12 protein-coding genes are annotated in these 17,408 nt (G+C 36.1%); 3 read left to right on the top strand and 9 right to left on the bottom strand.

Translation table 11 applies throughout. The features are described 5' to 3' along the window. Positions 1 to 79: 79 nt before the first annotated feature. Positions 80 to 940: a formate/nitrite transporter family protein gene (locus JK629_RS12750; RefSeq protein ID WP_202336002.1), complete on the top strand. Its 861-nt coding sequence runs from the start codon at positions 80 to 82 to the stop codon at positions 938 to 940. A gap of 90 nt (positions 941 to 1,030) precedes the next feature. Here JK629_RS12750 and JK629_RS15615 read toward each other — a convergent pair whose 3' ends face one another. Beyond that, positions 1,031 to 1,159 (bottom strand): hypothetical protein, encoded by a 129-nt coding sequence (locus tag JK629_RS15615; protein ID WP_262896511.1) that lies wholly within the window; start codon positions 1,157 to 1,159, stop codon positions 1,031 to 1,033. A gap of 126 nt (positions 1,160 to 1,285) precedes the next feature. Between JK629_RS15615 and JK629_RS12745 the strand changes: the two genes are divergently transcribed. Continuing rightward, a complete protein-coding gene (locus JK629_RS12745) occupies positions 1,286 to 3,253 on the top strand; it encodes a tetratricopeptide repeat protein (RefSeq protein ID WP_202336001.1) in 1,968 nt (655 codons plus the stop codon). Positions 3,254 to 3,282: 29 nt separating this feature from the next. Beyond that, on the top strand, positions 3,283 to 5,520 hold the full coding sequence (locus JK629_RS12740) for a caspase family protein (RefSeq protein WP_202336000.1): 2,238 nt from the start codon (positions 3,283 to 3,285) through the stop codon (positions 5,518 to 5,520). Positions 5,521 to 6,195: 675 nt separating this feature from the next. Here JK629_RS12740 and JK629_RS12735 read toward each other — a convergent pair. The 8 genes from JK629_RS12735 to JK629_RS12700 all read right to left on the bottom strand — a co-directional run bounded on the left by JK629_RS12735 (position 6,196) and on the right by JK629_RS12700 (position 17,254). Further along, positions 6,196 to 7,437 carry a S41 family peptidase gene (locus JK629_RS12735; protein ID WP_202335999.1) on the bottom strand — a complete coding sequence of 414 codons (1,242 nt, stop codon included), beginning with the start codon at positions 7,435 to 7,437 and terminating at the stop codon, positions 6,196 to 6,198. Between the two features lie 97 nt (positions 7,438 to 7,534). After that, positions 7,535 to 8,143 carry a DUF3575 domain-containing protein gene (locus JK629_RS12730; protein ID WP_202335998.1) on the bottom strand — a complete coding sequence of 203 codons (609 nt, stop codon included), beginning with the start codon at positions 8,141 to 8,143 and terminating at the stop codon, positions 7,535 to 7,537. A gap of 311 nt (positions 8,144 to 8,454) precedes the next feature. After that, complete coding sequence (locus JK629_RS12725; protein WP_202335997.1) at positions 8,455 to 9,888, bottom strand: amidohydrolase family protein; 1,434 nt, start codon at positions 9,886 to 9,888, stop codon at positions 8,455 to 8,457. 248 nt (positions 9,889 to 10,136) lie between these two features. Then, positions 10,137 to 11,864: a helix-turn-helix domain-containing protein gene (locus JK629_RS12720; RefSeq protein WP_202335996.1), complete on the bottom strand. Its 1,728-nt coding sequence runs from the start codon at positions 11,862 to 11,864 to the stop codon at positions 10,137 to 10,139. Positions 11,865 to 12,059: 195 nt separating this feature from the next. Further along, complete coding sequence (locus JK629_RS12715; RefSeq protein WP_202335995.1) at positions 12,060 to 13,187, bottom strand: PepSY-associated TM helix domain-containing protein; 1,128 nt, start codon at positions 13,185 to 13,187, stop codon at positions 12,060 to 12,062. Between the two features lie 59 nt (positions 13,188 to 13,246). Beyond that, entirely contained in the window at positions 13,247 to 15,670 is a 2,424-nt protein-coding gene (locus tag JK629_RS12710; protein WP_202335994.1) for a TonB-dependent receptor, read from the bottom strand. Between the two features lie 206 nt (positions 15,671 to 15,876). Beyond that, entirely contained in the window at positions 15,877 to 16,320 is a 444-nt protein-coding gene (locus JK629_RS12705) for a hypothetical protein (RefSeq protein ID WP_202335993.1), read from the bottom strand. 82 nt (positions 16,321 to 16,402) lie between these two features. After that, positions 16,403 to 17,254, bottom strand: a complete 852-nt coding sequence (locus tag JK629_RS12700) for a universal stress protein (RefSeq protein WP_202335992.1) — start codon at positions 17,252 to 17,254, stop codon at positions 16,403 to 16,405. Positions 17,255 to 17,408 lie beyond the last annotated feature (154 nt).

Here is a 17,408-nt window from a genome sequence, read left to right as displayed (position 1 = left end):
ATATTAATAAGGTTTCGTTTTCTGATATCGCAATTAATTTTATCTTCGGAAAACGAAATTTTTTTTATGAACACATCTTATGGCAACCCAACAAGACAATAAGAGCAAAGAGCAGCAAGACATTGATAAGGAATTGGAGAATTCAAAAGCTTCTGAGGCAGACACGGCAAAATCGCACGGAGAGATTTTGAAACAACAGATTATTGAGGGGCAGGAAACCTATGATAAAAGCCCCGTGAGTATTTTGTTGAGTTCCTTAACTGCCGGACTGGAAATAGGTTTCAGCTATTTGTTAATCTGTACTTTGTTTTTCTTTTTGGAAGGAAAAATTTCTGAAGACAGCATCATTAAAAGTCTTTCCCTGGTATATCCCATAGGTTTTATTATGATCATTCTTGGGCAATCCATTCTTTTTACGGAACAAACCTCCCTATTGACTTTGCCATTTCTCAATAAAAAAAGAAGTCTTGGAAGCTTAATGCGCCTTTGGGGACTGGTTATTTTAGGAAACCTAATAGGTGGTTATTTGATAGCATTTCTATTGGTTTGGATAGGTCCACAATTAAATATTTTTAATCTTGAAACCATAGAAAAAATTGCAGTCCACGTTACCGATTATCACGGCAGTGTTATTTTTATCAGTTCAATACTTGCAGGTTGGTTAATGGGGCTGTTATCCTGGTTGGTCGCTGCCTCCAAGGATACTTTAAGCCGTATATTGATTATTTACATAATTACGGCAGTACTAGCATTTACAGGCTTACACCATAGCATAGTAGGAAATGTGGAAGTCTTCGCCGGACTTATAAGCTCTTCTAAAATAGTATTTGTGGAATACCTCTCCTTTATTGCATTGGCTCTTTTCGGCAATGCCCTGGGAGGCGCCTTCTTTGTTGCGCTTCTAAAATACCGTGCGTTCGTTTATGATGTTAAAGGTTAGCAATAATTCTTCTGAACAATATTTAAAATTAAAAATCCCTCTTCCGAGGGATTTTTTTTGATATTTTAATTTAGCAATCAGGAACAATGATTAACCTGGGTTAATATTAGCGCCCGGTTTTGGTTTAACCTTTGGTTTCGGTTTGGGCTTAGCGGCCTGGGTTTTCTTCTTGGGCTTGTTGCCGTCATCTTTGGGCGGCTTATCTGTTGGTGTGGGCATAATGAAAACAGTTTTAGTTAGACAATACATAAATATAATCATTTAATGAATACCCTTTTAATTTTTCAGCCTTAAATCCGAGAAACTTTTTGAATTTAAGTAACTTAGCAGGACTAACCAGATTGTATGAAATTAAAGTCCTTTTTTAAGCAGTGCCACGAAAAGGAAGTTTTTAAAATGCTGTCCATCTATATTGTATCTTCTTGGGTAATCTTGCAGGTACTTTCCATAACATGGCAACCTTTGGGACTTCCACAAAAGTCTGTTGCATTCTTGATTATCGTATTGTTGCTTTGTTTTCCACTCTATATTTTTTTTCTATGGAAATTTCGCGTAGCGCCACTGCATAAAACTGAAACAGAAATTGATGAAAGGGAAAGAAAAAAAAGAACCACTTTTCAAAAAATGTATTTCTCTGCCTTAGGTATCATAACCTCTCTATGCGTTATTGCAGTTTTTTTGATAGTTAAGAGGAATTTTTCGCAGTCAAGCACTGATATTTTTCCCAAAGTAATTAAAAGCGATAAGATTGCGGTACTCAAGTTTGGAAACAATACTGGAGATCCTAAGTATGATATTGTAAGTAAAATGGCCTCAGACTGGATTACCCATGGAATCACCGAAAACGACGTAGCGCAAGTAATTACCCAAGATCAAATTAACGAATACAGAAGTATTTTAAAGGGAAGAAACATCGAAGAGGATGAGCGCACCATCGTAAAGGAATACTTGAAACCCAGTAAAATTATTTCGGGAAATTTCTACCTAAAAAATGGAAACCTATTATTTCAGGGAATGCTCACCGACGGAAAGACCAACAAGACCAATATTTCTTTTAAACCCACAGAATGTGCTGCTGAGAACCCATTAAATTGCATTGAAGAACTAAATGAATCCATCACTGGTTACTTTATCACGGAAGACCAAAAAAAATTAATGCTTCAGGAAACTCCTCCCAAATATGAGGCCTATAAATATTTATTGGAAGCAAAATACAGCAACGATAATGAAGCATATATTGAATTATTGAACAAATCCATTGCCGCAGATTCCACCTATTTTGAGCCAAAGGTGTTGCGCGTTGCCCATTATTACAACCTTGGTGAATTCAAAACTGCTGATTCTTTATTAAAACAAATAAAACCAGATTCCTATAGTAACAAAAGACAGTTGAATCTTTTGAATATGTATAAAGCTTTACTAAAAGGAGAAAACAGAACCGTTTATAAAACCATTTTAAAGGAATATGAAATAGCTCCATTTGATTTGCAAACCAACAAAACAGCAATGGTTGTGGCCCTACAGTATGTGAACCGCCCGGAAGATGTGGAGGCCATTTACAAAACGGTGGCAATGGACAGTATGAACCTTCAAAACTGTTCAGACTGCACCATTCGTATTTACGTAAAAGCCTATGCCGATATTGAATTGGGCAAATACAATTCAGCCATACAACTTATGGAAAACACTCAAAAAGAAGTGGAAGCAACACTGCTTAACAGACCCTTGACTATAGCTTATATAAGAGCGGGAAAAGGGGAGGAGTTGGACCAATTTCTGCGAAAGATTGCTATTATTGCGGCGTCCGCCGAAGTCCAAGAGCTTTATCTGCAAGCTGGAAAGGAATATTTGCTGAAAGGACAAAAGGAGAAAGCCAATGAATATTTAAACAAAGTAATAAATGCCGAAAAGGGAACAGCAGCCCCAAAAATACTGGCGGATGCTTTTTTTTATAAAGAAGAATATCAAAAAGCACAGCGTATTTTAAAAGATGTGTATGGTCAAGAACCTAAAAATACTGATGTTTTGGTGAAATTGGCCATTAGCAACCAAAAACGTGAAAAAGTAGCTGATGCTGAAAAAAATCTACGCACCTTGGAAGGCTTACGGGCAGACCACCAATTTGGGGAAATAGATTACGCAATTGCTCAATATAACGCTGCAATCAACAACGAACCCGAGCTGTACAAGCATTTGCTAAAAGCCGTCGCCAATGGACATCTATACCATTGGAAATTCTTTAAAAACGACCCCCAATTCAAAAAGTATAACAAAACAAAAGCGTTTGAGGAGGTTATGAACTTCTGGAAATAATCCTTCCAAGCTTTTAAAAATCTATCAAAATGGCAAAACTCAAAAAAGCTCATGCACTAGTGATTGGGGTAGGAAGTGCCGATTTACCTGAAACCGTAACCGATGCCAAGGCATTATACAAAATATTGGGTGACAAAAAACACGGTAGTTATTACAAGAAAAACATAAAAATACTTACAGGAAAGAAAGCCACGCGCCTAGGCATTCTCAAAGCATTTGATGATTTGTTGGATCGTACCGATGAAGATTCATCAGTTTTGCTCTATTACTCCGGTCATGGCGGAATGTATAGCGACAATACCTTTATAAAGGATGAAGCCAAAAAGAAACCAGAGTCAGAGAATCAAAAATACTTTCATTTATGCCCAAATGACTACGATCCGAACAATTACGAGAGCACTTGGATTAAAGCTGAAGAGATAAAATACAAGATTTCACAATTGAAATCCAGAAGACTGATTTTCTTTTTGGACTGCTGCCACGCTGCAGGAATGACGGCAGGAGTAACAGGTTTAAATTCGCAGCCACGGCATACCAATGCCGACGGACTTGCCCAAAATCTTGACGACGGACGGGGAATGACCATAGTTTCAGCCTGTCGCGCGGAACAGTTGAGCGTAATTTTGGAAGGGGATGAAAACAGCTTATTTACCAAATGTTTAATAGAAGTATTTCGCGGGGATTCAAAATATGACCCAAGTGACCCGTTGGTGCGCATTTTTGAGGTAGTGCAATACATCTTCAAAAAGGTTCCGGAGATATATCCGGACCAAAATCCATATGCAAATCTGCAAATATTTGAGGATTTTGTGGTGAGTTTTGCTACAAATTTAATCGATGAAAACACTGATGAAGCTGAAATAGAAACTTTAGTAGGAGCAGACAATACACCTAAAAAAGAACCAGTTACAAAATTTAGAGAAACTGAGAATAGTAATAGTGCTATACTTTTTGTGCATGGTTTTTCAGGAGATGCAGAAAACACCTTTTCCGAAGCGCCACAACTGCTGATGGCCAATGAGCAAATGGACGGTTGGGATATGTTCCCATTAGGGTATAGCGGGAATGTAGTTCCTGAAATGGGGAAAAATATTTGGGCCTGCGCGAGCGACATAAAGCGTAATTCTGACTTTTTGAATACCTCAATCAGAAATAAGTTTTCAAAGTATAAGCGCATCGCCATAGTTGCCCACGATTTGGGGGGAATTGTGGCCCAACAGGCTATTTTGCAGCTCGATAAAGTAGATTTGGATAGAATTAGTCACGTGCTGTTTTTTGGAACGCCCAGCTATGGATTGCCAGAAATTCAGTTAAAAAACTTTTTCACCTACGGAAATGACGAAAAGGAACTCAAGGAAGGAAGTCCCTATATGCGGAAGCTTCGGAATAATTGGGATGAAAAGTTTCAAAATAAATATCCTTTTGTTTTTAAGACTATTGCTGCCACCGAAGATGAATATGTGCCGATTTCCTCAAGTATAGAGCCCTTTCCTAAAGAATATCAAGAGATAATAGAGGCAGATCATTTTTCGTTGGTACAGATAGATGATGTAAATGACGACAGTTATCAATTGCTATTGAATACCTTGATGAACAAGAGTTTCCTAAATACGTTTTCAAATAAGGAAGAGGTGAATATTGCACTGGGCGAATATAATGCTGTGATAAATTCGTTGTTACCCAAGTTGAAAACCCTTGACAGCAAAGGCCTGGAGCGGTTGATGTACGCTTTGGAAGGCGCCGGAAGAGAGGACGAGGCCATGAAAATTCTGGTAGAGCACCCAATGGCGAAAGATAATTCCAAGTTGTTGGGTATTTTAGGAGAACGCTACAAACGCCAATATCTCAATAGTTTTAATGCTGAGGATTTAAAAAGGGCCCTAAAGTATTATGCTGAAGCCCTAAAAGTTGCCGAAGAAAAGCAAGACCACAACCAGATATATTATCACGCCATCAATCTGGCGTTTTTAAATTTGTTACAGGAAGATAAACCAGCAATGACGGCGTATGCCGAACGCGCATTTAAAGCAACGGAAAAAGATCCGTTCCCAAGTCTGTGGAAAATGGCGACACTTGGGGAGGCATTTCTGTATAAAGGTGATTTTGAAAAATCTAAGGAATATTATGCAAAGGCTGCTTCGATGGCAGGCTTGCGCGAAAAGATTTCGATACATACCAATGCATACAATGCCTATATAAGCCTGATGCAAACGGATAATCCTGAAGATTCGTTTATTAAATTTCTAAAACTTCAATTTTTAACGTAGATTCAATTTAAGGTAGGGTATAACAATTGGTATTCTGTTCATTACATATTACTAAGGATTTGGAGGGTATGCAAATATTCCATTTTACATAATATAAATTATAGTTCAAATGATATTTGTATAAAATTGCGTATGTCTGTCTAATTTATATATAATCGGTTCTAGAGCTTTAGCTATAATGCAATCCCTATTATTAGCTTATAATTTTTTTTGAAAAATATTCCAGAAAGTGTTTTAATATTCCTCTATTATTGATTGTCTATAATTTTCATATTCACAAATTTGTCAAGAATGTTTTTAAATATGCAATCTATGAATACCTTAAAAAATGGAATAAATGAAAATTAATTTTAGGTTTTGAATGATATGTCCTGAAGGTTTATCCAAAAATTTAGACTAAATTACTGTGAGTATACGTGGCTTTCATAGGAAGTATCTATGGCTTTGGTATCGCTTTTATACGGGTGATCCTAGGGTTTGTTATCGGTTATCCGTTATCCGTTCTCGATTATCGGTTGTTGGTTTTCGGTTCAATGCTTAGAATATGGCTATGCATTCCATTAGGCTGGAAGCTTTTTTGGTTTCCATTTTTAAAACCCATCGATCACCACAATCAAGGACGTCTGAGCGACCTAGAGACTGACTGAAGCAACCTAAATTTTTTACATACATACCTTATAATGTACGTATCACTTCCTTCAAAACCGAATCAATTCCCATAAAGAAATCATGCTGTTGTTGATTTATAATTATATCAGGCTGTAGTGCAGTATTTTCTTGAGGTGATAAACGAAACAACCGCTTGGAATATGTAATAACTAATTTTGAATTAGGCAGCGTAAAACTATCCATATCCTGATATCCATTTGGGTTGGAACCCGTGGGCTGCCCAACAATTTTTGCATTTAACAATTGCTTAAATAGCGCTGCATTACTTGTTGCTGCAGAAAAGGTTTTATTACTCGTTAATACGAACACGCCATTTTTCCAATCTATACAATCAGCCAGATTTAGCGCATACGCCAGAACGGTACCCACATATAAATCTCCGCCTCCATTATCACGCATATCAATAATTACCTGTTTAATCTGTTTTTCTTGAATCTCAGATACTAATTGCGCACCAAAAACTTGCATCTCTTCAAAGGATGGATAACCGGCAAAATTTATATATATCGCTTTTGTGCCTGAAATAGAGGTATACCACAAATTAGGATTATCAATAGTAGGTTTTTTTATTTCAGGTATAGTTAAATCTAATTTGGAAACCTCACTTCCCTCCCACTGTTCATTAGTAATCGCTTCCAAATCCGCAGTCAGTAACTTTTTATTATTATCTCGAAAACTAAATTTAGCGTTACCCCTAGAATCAATCAAATTGAGATGGAAGAGTAATTCTGCAGTGGTCAAATAACTACCCGTTCTTTCCTTTAAGGAATATTCATTTTCCACAAATTGGGCTATCCCTGAAACTTTTTTCGCCACGGTATCAATAGAAATACCATTAATTGATTCCAAAGCTGTTTTGAGAATCTGTTCATTTTCCTTCAAGGTTTTTGTTACGTACCATTGTCCTTCAATAAATTCAATTTCGAATGGAAATCGATGTGTAGTGATATTTCTTAGTGATACAGCTGTATGGCCATCATTTATTCGTCTTGTTAAGCGCATTAATTTTAAAATAATGTCAAAATCGTTCAACGAGTCAACATTGTCATAAATCTTGCTCCATTCACTTAAAAACGCATCTTTGGATACCGAATGGTACAGGTCTATGTGTTTTTGCTCCAAAGATTCCTTATAGATTTTTAAATCTTCTTTCCAGTCAATTTTGTTAGCCGTCTGTGCAAGTAAGACTTGAAACGCAGAAACGATAAAAATTAATACAGGAATAATTATTTTTTGAAATGAATTCATAGTACTATTTATTTTCTATTATATTTTATATATCGTAAGCCGTAAAACCATATGGTTAACACTGATGAAATAAACATATATCTTATTTTTCTATATTTTAGAATGAGTAGCCTATGGAAAACTCTCCATAAAATGGATCTATAAAGTCATAATCACTCCTAAAATCCCTAATCATTTCATTGACATCATGGGTGTTTGGCTTACTATTCCAATCTTCATTTGAAAAACCATAACCAAGTGCAAAGGTCAAGGTAAAACCACTTTTCCAAACCCATTTTCTTCCTGCATTTATACCAAAGCTCACATCGGGCATAGTAAATTCAAAATTCGTTTCATTGATTTTACCTTCCCCGTTAAATTGTCTGTATCTGCCATAAGCTCCAGCAAAATACGAATTCATTTGCTTATTGAAATGGTAACGATAGTTCAGTATAAAAGAATACCCACTGGATTCTATTCGTGCCTCGGTGTAGGTTTTGGGAATTGCTTCATAATCAAATCGCGCTACAAAGCCGTGCTTTTTTTGATACAAGAATTCATAATTCACAGAATAAATACCAAATACCACTGCTACAGGACAAGCACTTATGGCGTGTTTAAATTCGGAAGGTGTCTTTAGCTTTAAGTCTTCTTTCTCTTGTGCATACGTAAATGTTGAAAATACTATTACAAATACATAAAGAATAACATTAGGTGTTGTTTTCATTATTGGTGTTTAATAATTGATATTAGATAATTTTATGGTACAAAGATCTAATTCATTATAAGGTCAATCGTACTGAATTATGATTTCAAACCTTTTAATTTGACCTAAGGGAAGTATGAAGTGTAAAGAGTAGTTAAGAATGAACAAAAAAAGCTTAACATCTTAGGGTTAAGTCTAGTTGAGCGTTGCGTTTTTTGCTTTTAGCGCAACGCTTCTGGATATACTGTTGGTTTATCTAGGTGTTGTTTTACCTTTTCAGTGCTGTCTTCCAACAACATTTTTTAGGTTTTACAAAATACAAGGTGACGTAGTTATTTTTCAACTATCAAGTTTTCTAAATACCTAAGCGAAGAAGCAATTAAGTTATTCCGTTTTTTTGCCTTGTCTTGGTAAATATCCAAAGTATTTCTATCTAATTTTCGACCCGCCACAAAAACATATATTGGTTTTTGAAGGGTTGATAACGTAATTAACGGATTTTCATCAACTAACAATAAATTAGCCATTTTACCAACTTCTATAGTGCCAAGCGAATTCATAATGGCGTGTGTTTTGGAAGCATTTACGGTGGCGGTCTTCAAAACTTCATAATTGGAAAGGCCAGCTTCTTTGTAAAAATTCAATTCGGTATGCATTGAAAATCCAGGAAGAGTAACACCAATTCCAGCATCTGTTCCGCAAATAATATTTACTCCTGATTCATTCAGTTTTTTTACTATGGTAAGATGAAAATCATGTTGCTTTTTAATTCTACTGACTGTTGTTGAATCATTTTGCTTGGCAGTTAACCAACGGTTGAATTGATTTTTACTATCTACTCTTTTCACGAGAGGATTCATATAATCCAACTGTTCTGAATCCAGCATAGAATCATTGTTCATCATTTGATAGATATTATTGAATACCGTTAAAGTAGGACAATAGCTTGGGTGTTTTGATTGGGAAATTAAACCGATGATTGTTTGCATTTTAAGCGTATCCAAATCATACTGTAATGGTTGCTGTACAATTTCTTCGGCATGTTCAATAGACTTGATTTGAGGATTCAAATGGTCTGAAAACTGCACTTTTTTAGAAGGATGGGCAACAATATCCAATTCAGAAATTTTTGCTTGTTCAATAACTGCATTAAAGATAGGCTTATCCAATCCATCATAAATTTTTATGAAGTCGTAACCTCTGTCTTTATATGAAACCACCTTTTCCTTCGCTTCTTCAGGGCTAAATAAATTCAAATTATCGTCACCAATAAATTCCGGTCCTGTTAGTTTTGGCCCTGTAGTAAATAAGATGGGTGAAATTATCCTATCATTTAATATATCTTCCTTAATTATTAAGTGCATTGGCATACCCCATACATTTCTTATAGCGGTAACACCGTTTGCAAGGTACAGGCCCAGTTCATATCTATCCCACAGATGCACGTGCATATCGATTAAACCCGGGGTTAAGTACTTGTTTTTGGCATCTATAATTTCAATTCCATGGACATTTATGGTATCTGCTATCTGCTGTATAATTCCTTCCTTTATGAATACCATTTTATTGACCAAAACAGTGTCTTGATTCATTGGAATGATGTTGACATTGGTAATTAGGTAAGATTGATTGGATAGTGAGTCTTTTTTATTAATCTTTAAATAATTAGTCTCCAACGAATCAATCCAGAGGATAATGGTTCCCGTTAGAATAATGATTCCAAAAAGGACAAATCCAATTTTTAAAAGTCGTTTTAGAATTTTCATTTATTTAAGTTTGGTTATTCCTAAGCTGTTGTGGCTACCCAGGCCTATTCTTTATTTAAAATTTTTAGTTTCTTCAATATAAAAAACTTTCCAATGATGTTTACCATAAGATGGCGCATACCAACCTGAATTTTTGAATTACTTTCATAACTGTTCGTTTTTAGATTACTAATTATGCTGCAAAGATTTATAAGAGAAATAAGCCAATCGTCCTGAATTATAATCTGAAACGAATTGATGGAAATTTGCTACGAATTGGCTTTTAACCAAGCCCTGGGGGTAAGGCCTTCCGTTTTTTTAAAATAGGTGTTAAATACACTCTTTGAGTTGAATCCGCTATCATAAGCTAACCCAAGAATTGTTAAGTGCGAATTTTTAGGGTCTAAGGCTATTGTTTTAAAATGCTTTAAACGGTAGGAATTAACATACTGATTAAAATTCATGCCAATTACTTCATTTATTAAAAAGGAAACTTTATTGGTTGAAATTTCTAGTATTTCTGAAATTGTATTTAATGATAAAGAAGCATCAAGATAAGGTTTCTCTTCATTAAAATAAGCAATTAATTTGGTTTGTAATTCCTTTTGTTCTTCCTCTAATAAAAGCGGTTTGGTGGTTTCTACAGTTTTGTGATCATCAACTATTTCATCAATTGAAAAATTACTTGTATGTAACTTGTAAAAATCGTTAAACGCTCTCAAGGGTTTCAACAAAGGTTCTTGTTTGTAATTGAGAATTTGTCCGCGCTTTTGTGCTACAAATTGTTTCAGTAATTCATAAGCTTCCTTTGTGTAATTTGTGTTGGCAAGAATAAAGAGCTCAAACAAGGTCAGTTGGTCCCTTTTTAAATGATTGGAAAGAAAGCGGGATAAAACCTCTTTCGGCAAGGATTTTCTATTTTCATTTACAGCTTCATGTAACAATTGTATCTTTTCCCACAAAGGATTGGATTGAAATTCATTTTCCAATTGTTCCCTTTTATTAAGTGCAATTAAACAAACCGCTTTTTTATGATAGGCCAAATCAAAATCAGGACGTAGCTGAATAGCCTTGGTGATATGGGTTAAGGCAATATCAAAATCCCCTTTATAGTAATAAATATTTGCGAAAATGTATTGGTTGTTTGCTGAAAGCGGATCTATCTCCAACAATTTTTTTCCATAAAATATAGCTTCATTAAAATAGCCATGCGCCATAAATAACTTCACCATAACATCCAGCGCATCGGTATGATTGGGATTTATGGCAAGAACATCTCTTAAGTAATGATAAGTAGATGTAAAGTCCCATTCTCTCCAAAAACATTTATTTACATAACACATGGAGTGTTCGGGTAAATGGGTATCAATTTCTTTGGCTTTCATTAAGTTGAGAAAAGCTTTTTCAGTTCCTTCCTCTTTACCCATATACCCCCAAGTGGTTAACAACTCATAGCATTGCACATTGCCATAATATGCCTTTGCATAATTAACATCCAATGAAATTGCTTCATTATAAAATTGGATAGCCTTTTTTAAGGCATCTGGTGTCCATTGTAATTGATTAAAGCGTCCTTTTAAAAATAATTGATAGGCATCAATACTCTTAGTGGGTTGCTCAATTAAATGGTCTTTTACTTCAAAATGCCCAAAATTATTTCGGATTTCATCCGCTATGGCAAGACTGATCTCATCTTCTAAATCGAATATATCAATTAGTTCCCTGTCAAACCTTTTGGACCAATAATGGGTTCCATCCGTAACATCTATTAATTGTGCTGTTATTCTAACCCGCTCTTGTGATTTTTTTATGCTGCCTTCAAGAATTGTATTTACGTTTAATTGTTTACCAATTTCCCTAATATCAATATCTCTTCCTTTAAAGGCGAAAGAAGAAGTTCTTGCAATAACCTTAATTTGGTTAACTGCTGTTAGTGCATTTATGATTTCCTCGGTAATTCCATCGCAAAAGTAGTCGTTGTCAATATCATTGCTCATATTGACGAATGGTAGTACTGCAATAGACTTCTGGTTGATAAATCTTAATTTTTATTGAACAAACCTAGAAAAAAATAAAAATATAAAAAAGCAAAGGAAATCAACTTAAGTCCTTTTATAAAACTAGAATTATAGTTTTTAAAACAAAAAAAACAAAGGCTTTTTTAAATATTCGCTGTTCACACAGCTTGCCCTTTATGAGACTTTTTTCTTCTTTTTATAATTGCGTCCATACCACAGTAAAACTCCCGTAACAGGAAGACTTGCTATAAGCAGGCTCGCCAAAAAAGCAATTATTTTACCGGCAATTCCGCCAATGGCGCCAATGTGGATGTCGTAGTTCATCCGCAAAATTTTATCGGCGACCTTTGCATCTTTGTATTTTCCATAGATACCTGGGGTTTCAATTTCTTCCAAAGTGTTTTGGTCAAAAAAGCGATAATCGTTATCATAATATAAACCCTCGCTGTTTGATACTTCCACATAAATACTTTCATCGGGGGTATTTGGGTAATGTAGCTCATAAGCTGTAGCATTTGGTGATTCCTTTTGAAGTTTTACAATCAAATAATCCATAGGCGCAATGCTATCATTATTGATTCCAGCGCTTAAGTTTTCAGGAATGATAAATTGCGCTTCCTTTTCCCCTCCAACCGATTTATAGACTACATATTTCAACCAATTGTAGGACATTATCGAGCCTGTAAATGCGAGGATTAATGCAAGTGAACACACGTAAAATCCAATTATGGAGTGTAAATCGAAATTCTTGCGTTTCCATTTGGTGGTTTTCTTCCAGTCGAATTTTAAACGTTGTTTTAAATTTTTGCGCTTTTTAGGCAGCCATAAAATAAAACCCGAAATAATGATCACAATAAAAATCAGAATCGAAGCCCCCACTACCTGCTCCCCTATATTTTTAGGAAGCCAAAGTCGCATATGCCCTTTTAGCATAAAGGGAAAGAATCCGGAGAGGTGATCGTCAACCTGGATAACCTTGCCGGAATATGGGTTTAGAAATACACTTTGGTAAAATTCGGGTTCCGCGTCATAAAAAATAACCTCTATGGCATCATCGGCCTTTTTAAAAAGGGTGCCGTGAATTGTTTGCTGGGGAAAGACGGCGGTTGCAATATCTTTTGCTTCCGTTGGCGTTAAGATGGCTGTTTCTTGGGGTTCTACTTTTTTATAATCGTTGTAAAGGCTTTCTATTTCCTCGCGAAACGCCCAACAGCAACCTGTAATGGCTACCACAAAAACTACCAGGCCCGTAGTGAGGCCAAGTATTTTATGCAGTTGGAATATAAATTTTTTAAAAGACATGGAAGTGATTTTAAAAAGGACAGCCCAATATCATACCGAGCTGCCCTTTTATTTGCTAATTAAAACGAGTAGGAAATATTGGCCAGCAATGCTCTTGGCATCTGTGGATTGATTGTTGACCAGCCCTTATAATATTCCTCATTAAGGGCATTGTTTAATTTTAAACCTATTCGGTATTTATTTGCCTGATAAAAAACGGAAGCGTTTACTACGGTATAGCTTGGGAGTATAAATTCTCCGGTAGATTCATAATTTATGGCAAAACTTTCACTGGCACCATTAAGGCCTGCCCCTAGACCGAAGCCATTGAGATTTCCTGTTTGGATTTCATAGCTTGCCCAAAAATTGTAAAGCGTTTCCGGACCAGCCTCCAGCGGACGCCTGTTTAGGATTTCGGTATTGTCAGACTTTGTGGTTTCGCTATCGTTATTGCTGTAGCCTGCACGAAGGTTTAAGCCAGGAATGGGATTGGCGTTTATTTCAATCTCAAAACCTTTACTGACCACTTCCCCACCCTGTATTTTATTGAATGGCGATGCTGGATCTGTAATTACGCGGTCCTTCACTTTTATATCGTAATAACTTACGGTAGCATTCAATCTATTGTTGAAAAGGTTAGTTTTTACCCCAAATTCCAATTGGTTGGCCTGTTCGGGATCAAAGGTCTTTAGGGTTTGTGGACCATCCTCTGGGTTTCCAACCAATTGTGGCGCTACGTTGGTAAAGCCGTTTTGATAGTTTGCGAAAACCGATAGCTTATCGGCTATTGGCTGGTATAACAATCCAAATTTTGGAGATAAGGTTGTTTGGTCGTAATCGTCTTCGGTAGTGGTCAAATCGCCTTCGTTGTCAAATCGATCCAAACGCAACCCTACCATAGCGGAAAGTTGATCAGTAATGTTTAAAACATCTGAAGCATATATACTGTAAATATGGTATTTGGATTTGTTGTTTCCCACAGGTTGTGATGCCAATACCGCATCAACACCCGCGGTAGAGAGTGGGTATGCATCTGTTTCAACCTCTGGTGTAAATGGATTGTCACCGTTAGCGCCTCCCTCGGGAGTAATATTTCCGTAAAAGGCATAGCCTGTACCGTTATCGGTTTGGGTGGCGTTAAAATAATCCAATCCGATTACCACTCTATTTCGAAGCGAGGCAATTTTAAAATCGCCTATAAAATTTTGTTGGATGTCTGTTGTTTGCGTGTTTGCATTTTGTTTATTGATAAAGCGGGAAAATGTATCATTCCCCAAAATGCCATAGTCAAACAAATAGGAATAATATCCGGTTGTGGAAGTCGTACTTTTTGAAAGCAAGGTTTGTGATTCCCAACTATCGGAAAGCTTGTAATCCATTTCAATGCGGTAGTTCTGGTTTGGGTTTTTAAGGGTTAAGTCGTTGCTGGTAAAGGACAGTTTATTGTTATAACCCAATTCCTCAAGATTATTCGCTTCCGTGGGCGCACTTCTGTTTAAGAACAAAAACATGGGGTTTGTTTGTTCAGCCTGGGTTATTTCAGCATAAAGCGAAAAGGAAAGCCTATTATTCACTTTATAGGAAAGTGAAGGTGCAACAAAAAAGGATTTTCTAAAACCTGCATCCTGAAAACTTTGTTCGGTAGTATAGGCCGTATTTATTCTGAAATATAGATTGTCTTCCTTACTTAGCGCAGTATTGAAATCGCCTATAATTTGGTTTAAGCCGTAGGTACCGGAAGTAAACGACAGCTCCCCTCCTGTTCCCACATAGGGTTTTTTGGTAACTACATTTATGAGTCCGCCATAGGAGCTTACAGCATTTCCAAATAAAGTTGCAGAAGGACCTTTTAGCACTTCAATGCGCTCCACATTTGCGGGATTTATGGTTCCATTGGTCAGGCCGGGCAATCCATTTACTAATTGCGGCTGCACCGAAAACCCACGGAGCGAATAATATCCCGCCCCATCTCCTCCACGGCCTGTGGATGCCCAAAGCTGTTCCACGCCTGGGGTATTTTTAAGGGCATCGTCAAAATTTGTAATTACTTGCGATTCTAAAAGCTCGGTGGTTATGGTGCTATACACTTGGGTATTTTCTATATCCTTTAAGGGAAGTTTGGCCACATATGCCGTTTGTTTTCTTGAGAATTTATTGGTGCGCTCTCCTTCTATGACCACTTCATTAAGAATTTCATTTCCTTCGTATAGGGTTATGGTTTCAAGTTCCAGATTTTGGTTGGCTTCAACCGAAAAATTAATTTCCCTTGTTTTAAATCCCAAATAGGAAACGGAAAGTATGTAACTGCCGCTCGTTAGATTTTCAATTCTGAAAGTTCCGTTTTCATTGGATTGGGTTCCTTTAGTGCCATTTTTGATAAAAACATTTACTCCCGAGAGTGGGTTTTGATTATTATCTTTTACAGTGCCGGAAATGGATGCATTTTGTGCGAAGGTATAAGTTGTGATGAGAAATGTAAAAAGGGTGATTAGTTGGTTTTTCATTGTTCTTTATTTAGACTAGATATAAATAATAATTTTCGGCAAATATATTTGTCAAAAACTGTACATGCAAATTATTTATAATAAATCTAAATAAGAATTTTTAAGGGGCTGATTTACTTATGGATTAGTTTATAGATAATACAGGAGTGTGCGCGATATGATATACATAAAGCGGAATAATATTCAACAAGAATCTATAAAACCAATTATAGATTGGAAATTTTTCTTCGTTTGTTATTTTTTATAATTGCACCAAGCAATGAAAATATTTTTCGTTTTGTTTTCTTTACATCTACATGCAAATCCAAGGTATCAAGCATCAATTTATAATGCTTTGCCTTATAAACTTGAAGTTCATCGGGTACGTCAATATCGTCTAAGAGTACCTTTAGTTGATTTGCATGCACTTTTAAATCCTTTAAAAGCTGTTGTGCTCTATACGTGTACCTACCCAAATCAGTATTGATCTTAGCTCCATCAACAATAGTTTTTTCAACAATGATATTTAGGGCATACTCAGTTACTATTTTTTTTAAAAACTTCAGTTCATCTTTTAGAAAATTGAGTTCTGAGATGCTTTGTAGGGTGTCTTCGTGCAAACCAGCGGTATTTCTCCATTCTATAAATTTTAAGTGGGTTTTTGGTGTCATCGTTTCATTTTTTTTAATAAGCTGCATTTTATAAAATAGGCTGCTTATGGTTATTTAAAAAGTATTCTATGATCAGTAAAATTTAATTGCGTAAATCATGCAAGGCCAGAACCGGCACTTTTGCATTAAAACCCAACTCCTTAACCATGGGCTTGGAAAAAATAGTTGTAAGGAATGCATGCTTTTTATTGATAAATGCTATCATTCCACTATTCCTGCTTTGGGCAAAAACATTTAGGCCCGTTAATACATCTGTATTCCTTATGGTATGGAAGGTGTATTCTAGCCCATCCAGACATTCCTCCAACAGCTTCTTTTTCAATTTTTGTTGGGACGATAGAATTTCGTCCTTTGAAACATATAATATGCGAACCGGAGCATTTGTAATTTTGGCTATTTCATAGAGGTGGGCTAGCTCCCTTCTCTTAAAATGAGTCTTAAAGCTGGTAGGAAAAACAATTTCATTGGGTTTTGTAAAATATAAATCGGCGGGAATTACCAACACCGGACAATTACGCACATATTCCATAAAGTCAATACTGTTACTTCCCATCAATGTCCCCACCTCGTCCGTTTCTCCCTTTGTGGAGGCAATAACCATATCAATATCCTTATCTTCCACAAACTGAATAACCGCTTCTAATGGCGAATTAAAAAGAGTATGGGTAAAATAGTTGTGGTTTGGGGGAACATCCAAAATCTCTATCTCTTTAAGTAATTTTTCCATTTTCAATGCTGCCTTTGCCTTGGCATCCTCATACCACTTTTCGCCAGGTTCGGGCACCATCATATTTTCTAGAACAAAACTGTTTACAGTAAATGCATGGAGAAGAAAAAAATCCACTTCTTCATTTTTGTACAGCCTGCTGGCATACATAAGCGCGCTCCAGGCATTTTTGGAAAAATCCGTTGGCAGTAAAAATTTCCTTTTCATAATCGTAGGATTTAATGATTATCTAAAAGTATAATTTTGAAATGTAGCCGTAAATGATATTCATCAGCTAGGGAAATTTTTCTATATATGTTAATGAGTTTATTCCAAGGGCAGAAATGCTAACTATATGTTTGGGGGTATCCAATAGCCTCCC

The sequence above is a fragment of the Aequorivita iocasae genome, assembly GCF_016757735.1.
Lineage (GTDB): Bacteria > Bacteroidota > Bacteroidia > Flavobacteriales > Flavobacteriaceae > Aequorivita > Aequorivita iocasae.
This window is presented reverse-complemented; position numbering and strand designations above follow the sequence as displayed.